General features: G+C 63.9%; 12 protein-coding genes. 7 read left to right on the plus strand and 5 right to left on the minus strand.

The window, feature by feature from the left end; translation table 11 throughout:
• From PQR40_RS37320 to PQR40_RS37340, 5 genes are all read right to left on the minus strand, one after another.
• The coding region (locus PQR40_RS37320) for an NCS2 family permease (RefSeq protein ID WP_408511150.1) at positions 1–1,150 on the minus strand (1,150 nt) is incomplete at its 3' end.
• A 441-nt stretch (positions 1,151–1,591) separates the two neighbouring features.
• Positions 1,592–1,849 (minus strand): DUF4148 domain-containing protein, encoded by a 258-nt coding sequence (locus PQR40_RS37325; protein WP_408226929.1) that lies wholly within the window; start codon positions 1,847–1,849, stop codon positions 1,592–1,594.
• Positions 1,850–1,988: 139 nt separating this feature from the next.
• Positions 1,989–2,762: a slipin family protein gene (locus PQR40_RS37330; RefSeq protein WP_408226932.1), complete on the minus strand. Its 774-nt coding sequence runs from the start codon at positions 2,760–2,762 to the stop codon at positions 1,989–1,991.
• A complete protein-coding gene (locus PQR40_RS37335; RefSeq protein WP_408511151.1) occupies positions 2,759–4,429 on the minus strand; it encodes an NfeD family protein in 1,671 nt (556 codons plus the stop codon). The genes PQR40_RS37330 and PQR40_RS37335 overlap by 4 nt, the downstream gene beginning before the upstream one ends.
• Positions 4,430–4,512: 83 nt before the next feature.
• Positions 4,513–5,568, minus strand: a complete 1,056-nt coding sequence (locus PQR40_RS37340) for an AraC family transcriptional regulator (protein ID WP_408511152.1) — start codon at positions 5,566–5,568, stop codon at positions 4,513–4,515.
• Between the two features lie 287 nt (positions 5,569–5,855).
• On the opposite strand from PQR40_RS37340, the gene PQR40_RS37345 reads away from it, so the two are divergent.
• The 7 genes from PQR40_RS37345 (at position 5,856) to PQR40_RS37375 (ending at position 15,071) form a co-directional block, all read left to right on the plus strand.
• A complete protein-coding gene (locus tag PQR40_RS37345; RefSeq protein ID WP_408389939.1) occupies positions 5,856–6,989 on the plus strand; it encodes an acyl-CoA dehydrogenase in 1,134 nt (377 codons plus the stop codon).
• A 99-nt stretch (positions 6,990–7,088) separates the two neighbouring features.
• Entirely contained in the window at positions 7,089–8,780 is a 1,692-nt protein-coding gene (locus PQR40_RS37350) for an AMP-binding protein (RefSeq protein ID WP_408511153.1), read from the plus strand.
• A gap of 59 nt (positions 8,781–8,839) precedes the next feature.
• Positions 8,840–10,357, plus strand: coding sequence for a CoA-acylating methylmalonate-semialdehyde dehydrogenase (locus PQR40_RS37355; protein ID WP_408226947.1), 1,518 nt, complete (start codon positions 8,840–8,842; stop codon positions 10,355–10,357).
• 78 nt (positions 10,358–10,435) lie between these two features.
• A complete protein-coding gene (gene mmsB / locus PQR40_RS37360; protein WP_408337728.1) occupies positions 10,436–11,341 on the plus strand; it encodes a 3-hydroxyisobutyrate dehydrogenase in 906 nt (301 codons plus the stop codon).
• A complete protein-coding gene (locus PQR40_RS37365) occupies positions 11,338–12,165 on the plus strand; it encodes an enoyl-CoA hydratase (RefSeq protein WP_408389943.1) in 828 nt (275 codons plus the stop codon). Before mmsB ends, PQR40_RS37365 begins: the two co-directional genes overlap by 4 nt.
• Entirely contained in the window at positions 12,162–13,310 is a 1,149-nt protein-coding gene (locus PQR40_RS37370) for an enoyl-CoA hydratase/isomerase family protein (RefSeq protein ID WP_408511154.1), read from the plus strand. The genes PQR40_RS37365 and PQR40_RS37370 overlap by 4 nt, the downstream gene beginning before the upstream one ends.
• Before the next feature lie 180 nt (positions 13,311–13,490).
• Complete coding sequence (locus tag PQR40_RS37375) at positions 13,491–15,071, plus strand: PAS domain S-box protein (protein ID WP_408511155.1); 1,581 nt, start codon at positions 13,491–13,493, stop codon at positions 15,069–15,071.
• Positions 15,072–15,242 lie beyond the last annotated feature (171 nt).

Here is a 15,242-nt window from a genome sequence, read left to right on the forward strand (position 1 = left end):
ACGGCATCAACAGTGCGGTCAATGCGGCCGGCACGACTTCGGTGGCGTCGTCCCACGGCAGATCGAGCATTTCGCGCAGCATCAGACACGACACGTACAGCAGGGCCGGCGCAGTCGCATAGCCGGGCACCACGCCGGCCAGCGGCGCGAAAAACAGCGCCAGGAGGAACAGCACGGCGACGGTGATCGCCGTCACGCCCGTGCGGCCGCCGGCCTGCACGCCCGACGCGCTTTCGATATACGCCGTGGTCGACGACGTGCCCAGCATCGAGCCGGCGAGAATCGCGGTGCTGTCGGCGAGCAGCGCGCGGTTCAGCCGGTGCATCTTGCCTTCGACCAGCAGCCCGGCACGATTGGCCACGCCCATCAGCGTGCCGGTCGCGTCGAACAGTTCGACGAGGAAGAACACCAGGATTACGTTCAGCACGCCGCTGGAGAGCGCGCCGCGAATGTCGAGCTGGAACAGCGTCGGCGTGATCGACGGTGGAGCGGAGACGATGCCGTGGAACTGATTGCCGCCGAAGAAAAAGCTCAGCACCGTCACGCCGACAATGCCGATCAGGATCGCGCCGCGCACCCGCAGATAGTCGAGGGTGACGATCGCGAAAAAGCCGATCACGGCGAGGACCACATGCGGGTTGTGCAGGTCGCCGAGCGTGACGAGCGTGGCGGGATTGCCGACCACCACGCCGGCCGACTTCAGCGAAATGATCGCGAGAAAGAGGCCGATGCCGCCGGTGATGGCAATGCGTATCGAATGTGGAATGCCGTTGACGATCACTTCGCGCACGCGAAACAGCGTGACGATCATGAACAGGCAACCGGAGATGAACACCGCGCCGAGCGCGGCTTGCCACGTGAAGCCCATGCCTTTGACGACGGTGTAGGCAAAGTACGCGTTCAGGCCCATGCCGGGCGCGAGCGCGATCGGGTAGTTGGCGTAGAGACCCATGATCAGCGAGGCCAGCGCGGCCACAATGCAGGTCGCGACGAACACCGCGTCTTTCGGCATGCCGGCGTCGCCGAGAATCGCCGGGTTGACGAAGATGATGTAGGCCATCGTCAGGAAGGTGGTGAGCCCGGCGAGCACCTCGGTGCGCAGGTTGGTGCCCGCGGCTTCGAAGCCGAAGTATCGTTTTATGGAGTCCATGAGGCGGGTCTCTTGTTGTTCAAAAAGCGTTTCTTGTGGTTGATACGGGCTATGCGCAGCAAATAAACCGGCGGATGTGCCGTGCGATACGGCATCGGTCCACCACGCGGCCAAGCCTACCGGCGGATTGTAATCATGATTGGTGGCGGCGAACCAACCGTATTGCGTGACTATGGGGTTTGCCGAAGGGGCGAGATGATACCTTGCCTGCGCGTGGGGCGGAGCGGCAAGCGAATTTACGATGTGACGGCGAACGGCGAACGGCGAACGGCGAACGGCGAACGGCGGGGTTTTGGGGGGGCGGGGGAAGGCGAAGCCCGGCGGGCAGGCGGCGGGAGAGGCGGGCGACTCTAGTGCGCGAATGTGCGGGCATGCAAGGCCAGCGTCGCTCGTGACCCTTGCCGTCGCGGCTAGCGGCCTGCCGCACCAGGCCAGAAACGACTACTGCGTCATGCTCCCACCCATTTGTTGCGCCCGCCGCGCGGCGACGATGCGGCCCGCGCGTTGCGCGTTGTCCGGATAGTCAATCCAGTCGAGCGGATCGTAACCGGCGGCGCGCCATTCGGCCAGATCGGCTTTCACCTGAGCACGCGTTAGCGGCGCCGACGGGTCGTAAGGCCGCGAAGTCTGTGCAAACGCGGTGCTCATACTCACAGCGGCTAACAGCGCGCCGAGTCCAACTAAAGAAACGATCTTCATGATTAGCTCCTGTGGAGCGGTTAAAAACAACCCCTATATTTTAGTTTTCGCATGCATTTCGAGTAAGTCGCCTGAAGGTAATGCACCGTTTCATCCAGCGATCCAATGTGGCCCCAACTGAACCGGCGCGATCCCCGGTTCAGGAGGCCGACGGTTTGCTGAAGCGATCCAGCACCGCGCTCAGCAGATCGATCGGCAGCGGAAATACGATCGTCGAATTCTTGTCGGCGGCAATCGTCGTGAGGGTTTGCAGATAGCGCAACTGCATCGCCTGCGGCTGTTTCGAGAGGGTCTGCGCCGCTTCCAGCAGATGCTGCGAGGCCTGCAACTCGCCTTGCGCGTGAATCACCTTGGCGCGCCGTTCGCGCTCCGCTTCGGCCTGACGGGCGATCGCGCGGATCATCGTTTCGTTGATGTCCACATGCTTGATCTCGACGATCGACACCTTGATGCCCCACGCATCGGTCTGCGCGTCCAGCACCTTCTGGATATCGGCGTTCAGTTGCTCGCGGTCGGCGAGCAGTTCGTCGAGTTCGTGCTTGCCGAGCACCGAGCGCAGCGTGGTTTGCGACAACTGGCTGGTCGCATCGAAATAACGCGCCACCTGAATCACCGCTTTTTCCGGATCGACCACACGGAAATACACCACCGCGTTGACCTTCACCGAAACGTTGTCGCGCGTAATCACGTCTTGCGGCGGCACGTCGAATACGACGGTGCGCAGATCCATGCGCACCGCCTGCTGCACGACCGGAATGATCAGGACCAACCCCGGCCCCTTGACCTTCCAGAAGCGCCCGAGCATGAACACCACGCCGCGTTCGTACTCACGAAAAATCCGTATCGATGAAGCAATCAACGCAGCCACCAGCAGAATCAGAATGCTGCTGAAGCCAAATGTGAAACCGATCATGAGCGTTCTCCTTGTTGTAGTGCTTCCGCGGGCACCACGGTTAGCGTCAGTCCGCGCCGCGCTGTGACGCGCACCGCATGACCGGCCGCGACCGGGGCCGTGCTGGACACCCGCCAGCGTTCGCCATGTACCTGAGCCCAGCCCGCCAGCGTGCCGCCCGCAGTTGCGTCTGCCGTTGCGTCTGCCGTTGCGTCCCCCTGCAGCAGGGCGCCGTCCGGCAACAGGCCACCGTCGAGCACGACGCCGAGACTGCCGATCAGCCCTTCCGAGCCGGTCACCACGGGCCGGCGTCGCGCCCGCAACGCGAGTCTCGACACGCCGAATACGAACACGACACTGAACACGACCACGGCCGCGATCAGGGGCAACGGAATGCCATAGCCCGGCACGTCGGTATCGATCAGCATCAGTGCGCCGATCACGAACGCGACTACACCGCCGAAGCCGAGCGAGCCGAAGGTCGGCAGAAACGCCTCGCCGATCAGGAACGCAATGCCCAGAAAGATCAGGCCGAGCCCGACGTAGTTCACCGGCAGCATCTGCATCGCGAAGAGTCCCATCAGCAAACTGATGGCGCCGACCACGCCAGGCAGCACGAAGCCCGGATTGGCGAATTCGAAGAAGAGGCCGTACATGCCGATCATCAGCAGAACCAGTGCAACATTCGGATCCGTGATGACCGCGAGGAACTGGCTGCGCCAGTCGGCTTCCAGCGTGACCACCGGCGCGTTGGCGGTGTTGAGTTTGACGTCGCCGCGGCTCGTGCTGACGGTGCGGCCGTTCACCTGGCGCAACAGGTCGGGAATGTCGCGCGCATTCAGATCGACCACGTGCTGCGCGAGCGCTTCGCTGGCCGACAGGCTGACGGCCTCGCGCACCGCGCGCTCGGCCCAGTCGGCGTTGCGTCCGCGCATTTGCGCGAGGCCGCGGATGTAGGCGGCCGCGTCGTGGACCTGCTTGCGCAACTCGGTGGATTGCGTGTCGAGCGGAAGGGTGGCGCTGGGCGTGGTCGCGGACGAACTGGCTGAGTTCGCCGAGGTGGCTGAGTTCACCGGACCGGTTGAGGCAGACCCGGCGGGCTCGTTCTTTTGGGCGCCAGCGCCGCTTCCGCCCCCCGTGCCCGGCAGGCCCGGCATCCCGCCGCCGCCCGCAGGCGGCTCCGCACCGCCGATGCCCATCTGGATCGGTGTCGCCGCGCCGAGATTAGTGCCCGGGGCCATCGCCGCAATGTGGCTGGCGTAGACGATATAGGTGCCGGCGCTCGCCGCTCGCGCGCCACTCGGGGCGATAAAGGTGGCGACCGGCACCGGCGAGCCGAGAATCGCCTTGATGATCTGCCGCATCGACGTATCCAGGCCACCGGGCGTATCGAGTTGCAGCACGGCGAGTTGCGCACGATCGTCGTCGGCGCGCTGCAGGCTGCGCACGATGAAATCGGCGCTGGCCGGACTGATTGCGCCGTTCACCGGGATCACGACAACGCTATTCGGCGCGGCGGCGGCCTCCGCGACCCAGGCCTGCGGCGTGTTTTCGCACAACGCGAATCCAAATGCCAAAAGCACGCCGAACGCGGTCATGCCGCGCATCAACCGGCCCACGCCTCGGCCACGGATAAGCACAGGGCGCGGACCAGACTGCCGGAACGGGAGACGTGGAAACGTGCTCATCGCTGACGGCTGCCGCGCCATGCCGACGGGTATCGGCCGACGCGGGCCGATACCCCAAAAAAGGCTGGCCTGCTCCTTACAGCTTAGTCCGATTCCGTGCGACGCGTGAAATCCGCACGCGCCGGCCGGTAATCGCCCGGCCGCATGCCGGTCCACTTGCGAAACGCGCGATGAAACGCGCTCGGCTCGGCAAAACCCACCGCGGTGGCGATGTCGGCGATCGTGCGGTCGGTGTCCTGCAGCTCGCCGATTGCGATGTCGCGCCGCAAGTCGTCCTTGATTGACTGATACGTATAGCCTTCCTGCTTCAGACGCCGCCGCATCGTCGCTTCAGCGACGTGCAGGCGCTCCGCCATCTGATCGGCGGCGGGCCAGCCCGCCATCGGCAGCGCGCGCAGCGTCTTGCGCACCCGGGCCGCAAGCGAGCCGGGATTGCGGTATTTGACGATGAAGCTACCGGGCGCATCGCGCAGGAACGGCTTGACCGACTTCGTGGTCTGGATCACCGGCAGGTCGAGAAACGCCGGCGAGAGGTCGACGTACGACCCGGTTTGATCGAACGTCATGTCGTCGCAGAACATCAGGCGGTATTCATGCGCGGCAGGCGGCTCGGCGCAGCGAAAGCGCGCCTCGATCAATGGGATGCGCCGTCCGACCAGCCAGCACAGCAGGCCGTAGACGACGATAAAGTAGGTCGCATAAGCGAACATGGCCGGCGGCTTTGTGCCCTCGCGCTCGACGAACCTGAGCCGTACCCGCTGCGCATCCGTCTCGATCTGTGCGCCAAGATCGTCCAGCACGAGCCGCATGAAGCCGACCGCCCGCGCGAGCGCTTGCGCGCCGTTACGCGCGGTCAGCGCCATCTGTGTCATCGCGATGAAGCTGCCGCTTTTCATACGATGCGAGTCCTGGCCGAAGAACTCGTCGTCCAGCGCGCGGGCGATGCCGGCCCACAGCGCGCCGTATTGCGCCGACGAAACCCGGCTTTTCGGTGACGCCAGCATTGTCGCCGCAATGCCGGCGGCTTCGGCGAGCGGCAGCGCCTCGAACCCACGCACTCGCGCCAGGGCGAGGGCCTCTTCGACGAGACTGACGGAAATCGTGCCCCTGTCGCTCTTGGTGTTTTTCAGGTTTTTCATGGCTATCTGGCAAATGCGCTCAACATTTTCCTTATGGCGATTCGCTAAGCCTTTGAAAACGTGGCATGAGTCATGGCTCCATGATACCGGTATGGTAAATACGCTCAACCAGAATGATCGGGCTGAGCATCGAAGCTGTCCGGCCGCTTCCCTACACTTGGCATGAACCGATCGCGGGACGGATCGCCCGAAGACACCACGGCGAGGCCGACCATCCCCCGCGATGTGTCGCAGATGACGAGGCCGTGCCTCGCCACCGCGACTCGACGCACATAACAGGATCGAGCATGGAAAGCTTCTATACCGACGAACAGCGGATGATCCGCGATGCCGCCCGTGACTTCGCCACTGGGCGCCTCGCGCCATACGCCGGGCAGTGGGATCGCGACGCAAAGCTGCCGGCGGAAGTGGTGACGCAAATGGGCGAGCTGGGTTTCCTCGGCATGATCGTGCCGTCCGAGTGGGGCGGCTCCTATACCGACTACGTGGCCTATGCGCTCGCGCTCGAAGAGATCGCCGCGGGCTGCGCCGCCTGCGCCACGCTGATGAGCGTGCATAACTCGGTCGGCTGCGGGCCGATCCTGAACTTCGGCACGGAAGCGCAAAAGGACCGCTATCTGCAAGACCTTGCCACCGGACGCCGCATCGGCGCGTTCTGCCTGACCGAGCCGCAAGCCGGCTCCGAGGCGAACAATCTGCGCACCCGCGCGGTGCTGCGCGACGGCAAATGGATTCTCAACGGCAACAAGCAGTTCGTGACCAACGGCGCGCGCGCCAATATCGCGATCGTGTTCGCCGTCACCGATCCTGACCGCGGCAAGCGCGGCCTGTCAGCCTTCATCGTGCCGACCGACACGCCGGGTTTCAACGTCGGCAAGCCCGAACACAAGCTCGGCATTCGCGCCTCGGACACCTGCCCGATCTCGCTCGACGATTGCGCGGTGCCCGAAGCCAATCTGCTCGGCGAACCCGGCGAAGGTCTGCGCATCGCGTTGTCGAATCTCGAAGGTGGCCGTATCGGTATTGCCGCGCAGGCGGTCGGCATCGCGCGGGCCGCATTCGACGCCGCGCGCCTCTACGCGAACGAACGCATCCAGTTCGGCAAGGCACTGAAGGATCATCAAACGATTGCCAACATGCTTGCTGATATGGCGACCCGCCTGAATGCCGCGCGTTTGCTTGTGCATCACGCGGCGCGGCTGCGCACGGCGGGCAGGCCGTGTTTGTCCGAGGCTTCGCAGGCCAAGCTGTTCGCCTCGGAACTCGCCGAGGAAATCTGCTCGAATGCGATCCAGATTCACGGTGGCTATGGCTATCTCGAGGACTACGCCGTGGAGCGCCATTATCGCGACGCCCGTATTACTCAGATTTACGAAGGAACCAGCGAGGTGCAGCGGATGGTTATCGCGCGCCACGTTTAAACGCAAGTTAGACGGCGTTTGAGCGCAGAATAGCCTGCTAGCAAGGTAAGAAGCAGAGGCAAAAAAGCAGAGCGCGTATCGCGCCACAAGGAGACGACAATGACTGCAGCGAAGGGCTTTCTCGAAGCGCGTGACCTGTTGTTGCGCCATCGAACCGATTACGAGCGCGCCTACCGCGAATTCGCATGGCCGGCGCCAGGCGAGTTCAACTGGGCGCTCGACTACTTCGACGTGATCGCGCGAGATAACGACAACCCGGCGCTGTGGATCGTCGACGATCTGGCAAGCGACGGTTTACGTCTCTCTTATGCGCAGATGTCGGAACGCTCGTCACGCATGGCGAACTTCCTGCGGAGCCTCGGCGTCGGTCGCGGCGACCGCTTGCTGCTGATGCTGCCGAACCGCGTCGAACTCTGGGACGTGATGCTCGCCGCCATGAAGCTCGGCGCGATCGTGCTGCCGGCCACCACCCAGCTTTCCGCCGACGACGTGCGTGACCGCGTGCAGATCGGCGGCGCGACTTTCGTAGTGATCGATAGCGCGGAGCTGGCCAAGTTCGATTCCCTCGACGTGCCGCTCACACGTATCTCCGTCGGCGCACCGCGCGACGGCTGGATCGACCTCGCCGCGGCCTATGACGCATCGCCGCAATTTACGCCGGACGGCGTCACGCAATCCACTGATCCGCTGCTGCTGTATTTCACGTCGGGCACCACGTCCAAACCGAAGCTGGTCGAGCACACGCACCAGAGCTATCCGGTCGGCCATCTGTCGACGATGTACTGGATCGGCCTGCAACCGAACGACATCCACTGGAATATCAGTTCACCGGGCTGGGCCAAGCACGCGTGGAGCTGCTTCTACGCGCCGTGGAATGCGCAGGCCTGTGTGTTCGTTTTCAACTTTCCGCGCTTCGTGCCGAAAGACACGCTCGACGTGCTGGTGCGTTTCAACGTCACGACGCTGTGCGCACCGCCGACCGTCTGGCGCATGCTCGTGCAGGAGCATCTCACCGACTATCCGGTGAAGCTGCGCGAGATCGTCGGCGCGGGCGAACCGTTGAATCCGGAGATCATCGAACGCGTCAGGCACGCGTGGGGCATCACGATTCGCGACGGGTTCGGCCAGACCGAAACGACCTGCCAGATCGGCAACCCGCCGGGGCAACCGGTGGTGCCGGGTTCGATGGGGCGCCCGCTGCCGGGCTACACAATCGCGCTCCTCGATGCGGACGACCAACCCGTCACCGAAGGCGAAATCTCGCTGCCGTTGGCCGAACGCCCGCTCGGCTTGATGACCGGCTACGCGAACAACGCCAATGCCACCGCGCAAGCCATGCGCAACGGGTTCTATCACACCTCCGACGTCGCGCTGCGTCGTGATGACGGTTACTACGTTTACGTTGGCCGTGCCGATGACGTCTTCAAATCGTCGGACTACCGGCTGAGCCCGTTCGAACTCGAAAGCGTGCTGATCGAACACGAGGCAATCGGCGAAGCGGCCGTGGTACCGAGTGCCGATGCACTGCGTTTGTCGGTGCCGAAAGCGTTCGTCACGGTGCGTCAAGGCTACGAAGCCGGCCCCGAACTCGCGCGTGCGGTCTTCGCGTTTTCGCGCGAAAAACTCGCACCGTACAAGCGGATTCGCCGCCTGCAATTCAGCGAATTACCGAAAACCATCTCCGGCAAGATCCGCCGCGTCGAATTGCGACGCCGCGAAATGGAGCGCGAGGCTGAGCCCGCGCGCCTGCCCGGCGAGTATTGGGAAGAGGACTTCCCGGATCTGCGTTGATTATTTTTAATCCCAATCACTGTCCGGCCGCGACGCGGCCACTGCACAGGAGTTCCAGCATGAGCGCAATCGCTTCGAACAAGGCCGCCACCGTCAAACTGCTGATCAACGGCGAGTTCGTCGAATCCAAAACTACCGAATGGCGCGACATCGTCAACCCGGCTACGCAAGAGGTGCTTGCACGCGTACCGTTCGCCACCGCCGATGAAGTGAACGAAGCGATCCGCTCGGCGCACACCGCGTTCAAGACGTGGAAAGACACGCCGATCGGCGCGCGCATGCGCATCATGCTGAAATACCAGGCGCTGATTCGCGAGCATTCACCGCGCATCGCCAGGACCTTGAGCGCTGAACAGGGCAAGACGATTCCCGACGCGGAAGGCGATATCTTCCGCGGGCTCGAAGTGGTCGAGCATGCCTGCTCGATCGGCACCTTGCAGCAGGGTGAATTCGCCGAGAACGTCGCGGGCGGTGTGGATACCTACACGCTGCGTCAACCGATTGGCGTATGCGCCGGCATCACGCCGTTCAATTTTCCCGCGATGATCCCATTGTGGATGTTCCCGATGGCGATCGTTTGCGGCAATACGTTCGTGCTGAAACCTTCGGAGCAGGATCCGTTGTCGACCATGCAGCTGGTCGAACTGGCGCTCGAAGCCGGCGTGCCGAAGGGCGTGCTGAATGTCGTGCATGGTGGCAAGGACGTGGTCGACGCGCTCTGCACGCACGAGTTGGTGAAAGCGATTTCGTTCGTCGGGTCGACGGCGGTTGGCACGCATGTTTATCGCCTCGGCAGCGAACACGGCAAGCGCGTGCAGTCGATGATGGGCGCAAAGAATCATGCAGTCGTGCTGCCCGATGCGAACCGCGAGCAGACCTTGAATGCGCTGGCTGGCGCCGGTTTCGGCGCAGCGGGACAGCGTTGCATGGCGACCTCGGTAGTCGTGCTGGTCGGCGCGGCGCAGCAATGGTTGCCCGACCTGGTCGCAAAGGCCAGGACGCTCAAGGTCAACGCGGGCAACGAGCCGAAAACGGACATCGGCCCGGTGGTCTCACGCGCGGCGAAGCAGCGCATTCTCGGCCTGATCGAAACAGGCGTGAAAGAGGGCGCCACGCTGGCACTCGACGGCCGCGACGTGAAGGTTCCAGGCTACGAGCAAGGCAACTTCATCGGCCCGACAGTCTTCACCGACGTCACCACGGAGATGGAAATCTATCGCCAGGAAATCTTCGGCCCGGTGCTGGTGGTGCTGAATGTCGCGACGCTCGATGACGCGATCGCGCTCGTCAATCGCAATCCGTTCGGCAACGGCGTCGGTCTCTTCACGCAAAGCGGCGCGGCGGCACGCAAATTCCAGAGCGAGATCGATATCGGGCAGGTCGGCATCAATATTCCGATTCCGGTACCCGTGCCGTCCTTCAGCTTCACTGGTTCACGTGGCTCGAAACTGGGCGACCTGGGCCCTTATGGCAAACAGGTTGTGCAGTTCTACACGCAAACCAAAACCGTCACCGCCCGCTGGTTCGACGACGATACCGTCAACGACGGCGTCAACACGACCATCAGCCTGCGCTGAGTCCCGCGGTCTATTGCTTTGCATGGGATAGGAGTAAGCGCTGAAGCGCTAACTCCCATCGACACAGGAGAGAACATTATGAAAATAGGCTTTATCGGACTCGGCAACATGGGCGCGCCGATGGCGCTCAACCTGCTCAAGGCAGGCCACGCGGTCAACGTATTCGACCTCAACGCGCAGGCTGTGCAGGCACTCGTCGACGCGGGCGCCAAAGCGGCAGGTTCGCCGAAAGCCGCGGTGACCGACGTCGAATGTGTGGTGACGATGCTGCCCGCCGCCGCACATGTGCGCAGCGTGCTGACAGCGGACGACGGGGTCTTCGCGGGCATCGCGAAAGGCGTGACGATCATCGATTCGAGCACCATCGATCCGGCGAGCGTCAAGGCATTCGCCGAGCTTGCCGTGCAACACGGCAACACCTTCGTCGACGCACCCGTCTCGGGCGGCACCGGCGGCGCGGCGGCCGGTACGCTGACCTTCATGGTTGGCGGCAGCGCGAGCGCCTATGAGCAGGTCAAGCCAGTGTTGTCGGCGATGGGCAAGAACATCGTGTATTGCGGCGAGACCGGCACCGGCCAGGTCGCGAAGATCTGCAATAACCTCGTGCTCGGCATCACCATGGCGGGCGTGGCCGAGGCGATGTCGCTGGGCGAGGCGCTCGGCATCGACCCGAAAGTGCTGGGTGGCATCATCAATACCTCGACGGGCCGCTGCTGGAGTTCGGACACGTATAACCCGATGCCCGGCGTGATCGACACCGCGCCGTCCACGCGCGGTTATACCGGCGGCTTCGGCACCGATCTGATGCTCAAGGACCTGGGCCTCGCCACCGACGCCGCGAAATTCGCGCGTCAACCGGTGTATCTCGGCGCGCTCGCACAGCAGCTTTATCAGACGATGAGCACGAAAGGCGCAGGACGTCTGGACTTTTCCGCGGTGATCAAGCTGTACCGTCAGGACGGTAAGGACGGAGACGCGTCATGATCGAACTCGACTACGCACACGACGGCGCCGTCGCGCTGCTGACGCTCAAACGGCCGCCCGCGAATGCGTTCACGCCGGACGGTTTGTTGCAATTGGAGCAGACGGTCGAGCGTCTGAACGGTGAAGCGCGCGTGCGGGCCATCGTGATCACGGGCGACGGCCCCAGGTTCTTCAGCGCGGGCGCCGACCTGAACACCTTCGCTGACGGCAATCGCGAGGTCGCGCGCACGGCGGCGACACGCTTTGGCGCGGCGTTCGAGACCTTGCAGAACGCGCGGCCGGTGGTGATCGCCGCGATCAACGGCTACGCAATGGGCGGCGGGCTCGAATGCGCGCTGGCCTGCGATATCCGTATCGCCGAGCAACACGCATTGATGGCGTTGCCCGAAACGGCGGTGGGTTTGCTGCCATGCGGCTGCGGTACGCAGACGTTGCCTTGGCTGGTCGGCGAAGGCTGGGCCAAGCGAATGATTCTGACCGGCGAACGCGTCGATGCAGCGACTGCATTGCGTATCGGTCTCGTCGAAGAAGTGGTGGAAAAGGGCGCGGCGCGCGAGGCGGCGCTGACGATGGCGGCGCGCGTCGCGACGTTGAGCCCGCAAGCGGTCGGCTTCAGCAAGACGCTGATCCACCAGGGCCGCAACGGCGTGCCACGTGCGGCGGCTCTCGCGGTGGAGCGGGAGCGCTTTGTCGATCTGTTCGACGGCGCCGATCAGCGCGAAGGCGTCAATGCGTTTCTCGAGAAGCGCGCGCCACGCTGGCAGGTGACACACGTGGGGCAGGCGGAGCACGTAGCGGACGCTGAGCGGGAGACCCGTCGATGAGCGCCTTGCAGAGCGTTGCGCTCGATACGAGCGTTGAAGCGGAGCGCGAGATTCTGTTTCGCGTCGTCAACCGTGTGGCGATCATCACGCTGAACCGGCCGGCCGCGCTCAATGCGCTATCGCATGCGATGGTGCGCGAGCTTGCCGTACTGGTCGAACATTGCCGTACCGACGACGGCATCGTTGCCCTCGTGCTGAAAGGCGCCGGTACCAAGGGATTTTGTGCTGGAGGCGACGTACGCGAGGTGCACCGGCTCGCGAAAAATGGCGACAGCCGGTGGCTTGCGTTCTTCGTCGACGAATACCGGCTCGACTATGCGTTGCACGCGTTTCCGAAGCCGGTGGTCGCCTTGCTCGACGGTATTTCGATGGGCGGCGGCATGGGGCTCGGCCAGGCGGCGCGGCTGCGCATCGTCACGGAACGCAGCAAGATTGCGATGCCGGAGACGCGCATCGGCTTCCTGCCGGACGTCGGCGCGACGCGTTTCCTGAGCGTGATGCCGGCGGAGGTCGAACTGTATGTCGGGCTCACGGGCGTGACGTTATCGGGCGCCGATGCGCTGCGCCTGCTACTGGCGGACCTGTGCGTGCCGGCGGAGTGGCTTGGCACTTTCGAGGAGCGCCTGCAGCGCATGTCGCACGCGGGGGACTTGATGGCTGCATTGCGCGGGGTGTTCGAGCCACCGTGCAACATCATTCCCCATGCTGCATTGGGGTCGTTTACCCCGTTGATCCTGAGGCATTTCGACCGGCGTTCGAGCATCGAGCGGATCGTCGCGACATTGCGCCACGATCTGGAGCGCGAGCCGCCGCGCGAGGTGAAGCAGTGGCTGCAATCCGCTTACGACGCGATGACCGGGCACTCGCCCACGATGCTCTACGTCACGCGCGAGGCGCTTCTGCGCGGCCGGCAGATGACCTTGGCCGAGTGCTTCCGGATGGAGTTGGGCATCGTCAAGCGGGTGATCGAAGAGGGCGATTTCTGCGAAGGCGTGCGGGCGCAGTTGATCGACAAGGATCGCAACAGCCGGTGGGCGCCCGCAACGCTCGCGGAAGTGCGGCCGGAACGCGTCCGGCATTTTCTGGCGTCGCCGTGGAAGAGGGAGACACATCCGCTGTCTGCATTGGGCGCCGAAGAAGGCTGATGTAACCAGCGCCTGCGACGCCCTACGACGCGGCAGCGGGCGCTGATCGCCGCCAGGTCCCGGCACCTGGTGCAAGTGCACCAGAGCGCCTGGTGCATTGGCTATTGGCGCGGCGGCGCGATTTGGTCCATTCTGCGGTCTGGACAGGCTCTCGTGTGCGCGCCTCGCGTGCCAATAATAATGACCGCAACAACCCCCGCTGCATCCTCCCCACCGGTGCAATCCACCGTCTCAGACGATCCCCAGCCGCCAGCCGACGACAAGGTGCTGCGCACGCAGACCGACCGTCGCCAGTTGCAGCAGATCATTACGGGGCTGACCGAGGGTGTGATCCTCGTCGAGCCGGACCAGACCATTGTCTGGGCGAATCAGGCCGCGTTGGAGATGCACGGCATCACTGAAGTCGCGCAACTGGGCGCCGACGTCACCGAATACCGCGAGCGCTTCCGGCTGCGTTACCGCAACAACCATCCGCTGCCTGAGGGTAGTTATCCGATCGAACGCGTGGTGGCGGGCGAGTGTTTCAGCGACGTGGTGGTCGAGGTCTTTCCGGCCCACGACGACGAAGTGAACTGGGTGCATCGTGTGCGCAGCCTCGTGCTGACTAATGCCCGCGGCGAGCCCGATTGCCTCGCGCTGATCCTGCACGACGCGAGCGAGTGGGCGAGCGCCGAGAAGCGCTTCGAGAAGACCTTCAACGCCAACCCCGCGCCGGCCATCATCTGCCGCCTCAGCGATCAGCGCTACATCAAGGTCAATCAGGGTTTTCTGGAGATGACCGGCTATGTGCGAGAGGACGTGATTGGCCGCTCGGTGTACGAACTCGACGTTTTCGAAGGCGCGGAGAAGCGCGAACTCGCCATCGAACGGCTCAGCGAAGGATCGACCATTCCGCAGATGGAGGCGCTGCTACGCCTCCCCGAAGGCGGCAACAAGTTCGTGGTGGTGGCGGGCCAGCCGATTGATATCGGCGAAGAAGCCTGCATGCTGTTCACCTTCATGGATCTCGAACCGCGCAAGCGCGCCGAGAGCGCGCTGCGGCAGAGCGAGGAGCGTTTCGCGAAGTCGTTCCGGATGACGCCGGTACCCACCGCGCTGTTCGTCGCGGGTGATTACATGACGCTCGATATCAACGACGCCTTCACGGCGACCACCGGCTTCTCCTCCGAAGAGTTGCTGGGCAAGCAGTTGGACCAAAGCGGTCTGTGGAACGGCGACGCGTGCGCGCGGATCAGTGAGGCGCTCACCGGGTCCGGCAGTCTGCGTAACGTCGAATTCCAGGTGAACAATCACGCCGGCGACGTGCTGAACTGTCTTGTGTCGGCCGAAGCGGTCAGCATCCACGGCAAGGATTGCGTGCTGATGACCCTGCTCGACATCACCGAGCGCAAGCGCTCCGAAATGGAACTGGTGACGGCGATCGAAACCGTCATGCAGGACGCCTCCTGGTTCAGCCAGACACTGATCGAAAAGCTGGTCAACGTGCGGCGCGCGAACGCGCCCGATGCCGGCGGCCATTTCGCGGATCTGACCGCGCGCGAGCGGGATGTGTTCTCCTGCCTGTGCACCGGTCTCGCGGACAAGGAGATCGCCAGAGAATTGGGCCTCGCCCCGAACACGGTGCGCAACCATGTCGCTACGATCTACGCGAAGCTCGATGTACATAGCCGGAGCGAGGCGATCGTGTGGGCGCAGACCCGTGGCCACTTTGGCCTCACGCCTGCCAAAGCGCCGCGCCGCAAGGGCCCCAGGACGGCCTAGGTATTGTTCTCTCGCCTGTTTCCGCCGGGATTCCCGGTCAGGAACGAACCGTGCTGCTGAGCTTCGGCCGAGCCGGCGCAGCAGGCGTCGAAGCGGGTCGATCCGCGGGTTCAGGCGCGGTGGCGTGCGGTTCAAATGCACGAGGCAATCCGGTGCATTCGCGCGTGTCGG

Origin of the sequence: Paraburkholderia sediminicola (assembly GCF_046026855.1) — a bacterium.
In the GTDB taxonomy this organism is placed as follows: Bacteria; Pseudomonadota; Gammaproteobacteria; order Burkholderiales; family Burkholderiaceae; genus Paraburkholderia; species Paraburkholderia sediminicola_A.

Bases quoted from the DNA above. Each gene is read 5' to 3' on its own strand.
- PQR40_RS37330 (WP_408226932.1), bottom strand. From the start codon at position 2,762: ATGATCGGTTTCACATTTGGCTTCAGCAGCATTCTGATTCTGCTGGTG.
- PQR40_RS37350 (WP_408511153.1), top strand. From the start codon at position 7,089: ATGACTGCAGCGAAGGGCTTTCTCGAAGCGCGTGACCTGTTGTTGCGC.
- PQR40_RS37345 (WP_408389939.1), top strand. From the start codon at position 5,856: ATGGAAAGCTTCTATACCGACGAACAGCGGATGATCCGCGATGCCGCC.
- mmsB (WP_408337728.1), top strand. From the start codon at position 10,436: ATGAAAATAGGCTTTATCGGACTCGGCAACATGGGCGCGCCGATGGCG.
- PQR40_RS37355 (WP_408226947.1), top strand. From the start codon at position 8,840: ATGAGCGCAATCGCTTCGAACAAGGCCGCCACCGTCAAACTGCTGATC.
- PQR40_RS37325 (WP_408226929.1), bottom strand. From the start codon at position 1,849: ATGAAGATCGTTTCTTTAGTTGGACTCGGCGCGCTGTTAGCCGCTGTG.
- PQR40_RS37375 (WP_408511155.1), top strand. From the start codon at position 13,491: ATGACCGCAACAACCCCCGCTGCATCCTCCCCACCGGTGCAATCCACC.
- PQR40_RS37370 (WP_408511154.1), top strand. From the start codon at position 12,162: ATGAGCGCCTTGCAGAGCGTTGCGCTCGATACGAGCGTTGAAGCGGAG.
- PQR40_RS37335 (WP_408511151.1), bottom strand. From the start codon at position 4,429: ATGAGCACGTTTCCACGTCTCCCGTTCCGGCAGTCTGGTCCGCGCCCT.
- PQR40_RS37365 (WP_408389943.1), top strand. From the start codon at position 11,338: ATGATCGAACTCGACTACGCACACGACGGCGCCGTCGCGCTGCTGACG.
- PQR40_RS37340 (WP_408511152.1), bottom strand. From the start codon at position 5,568: ATGAAAAACCTGAAAAACACCAAGAGCGACAGGGGCACGATTTCCGTC.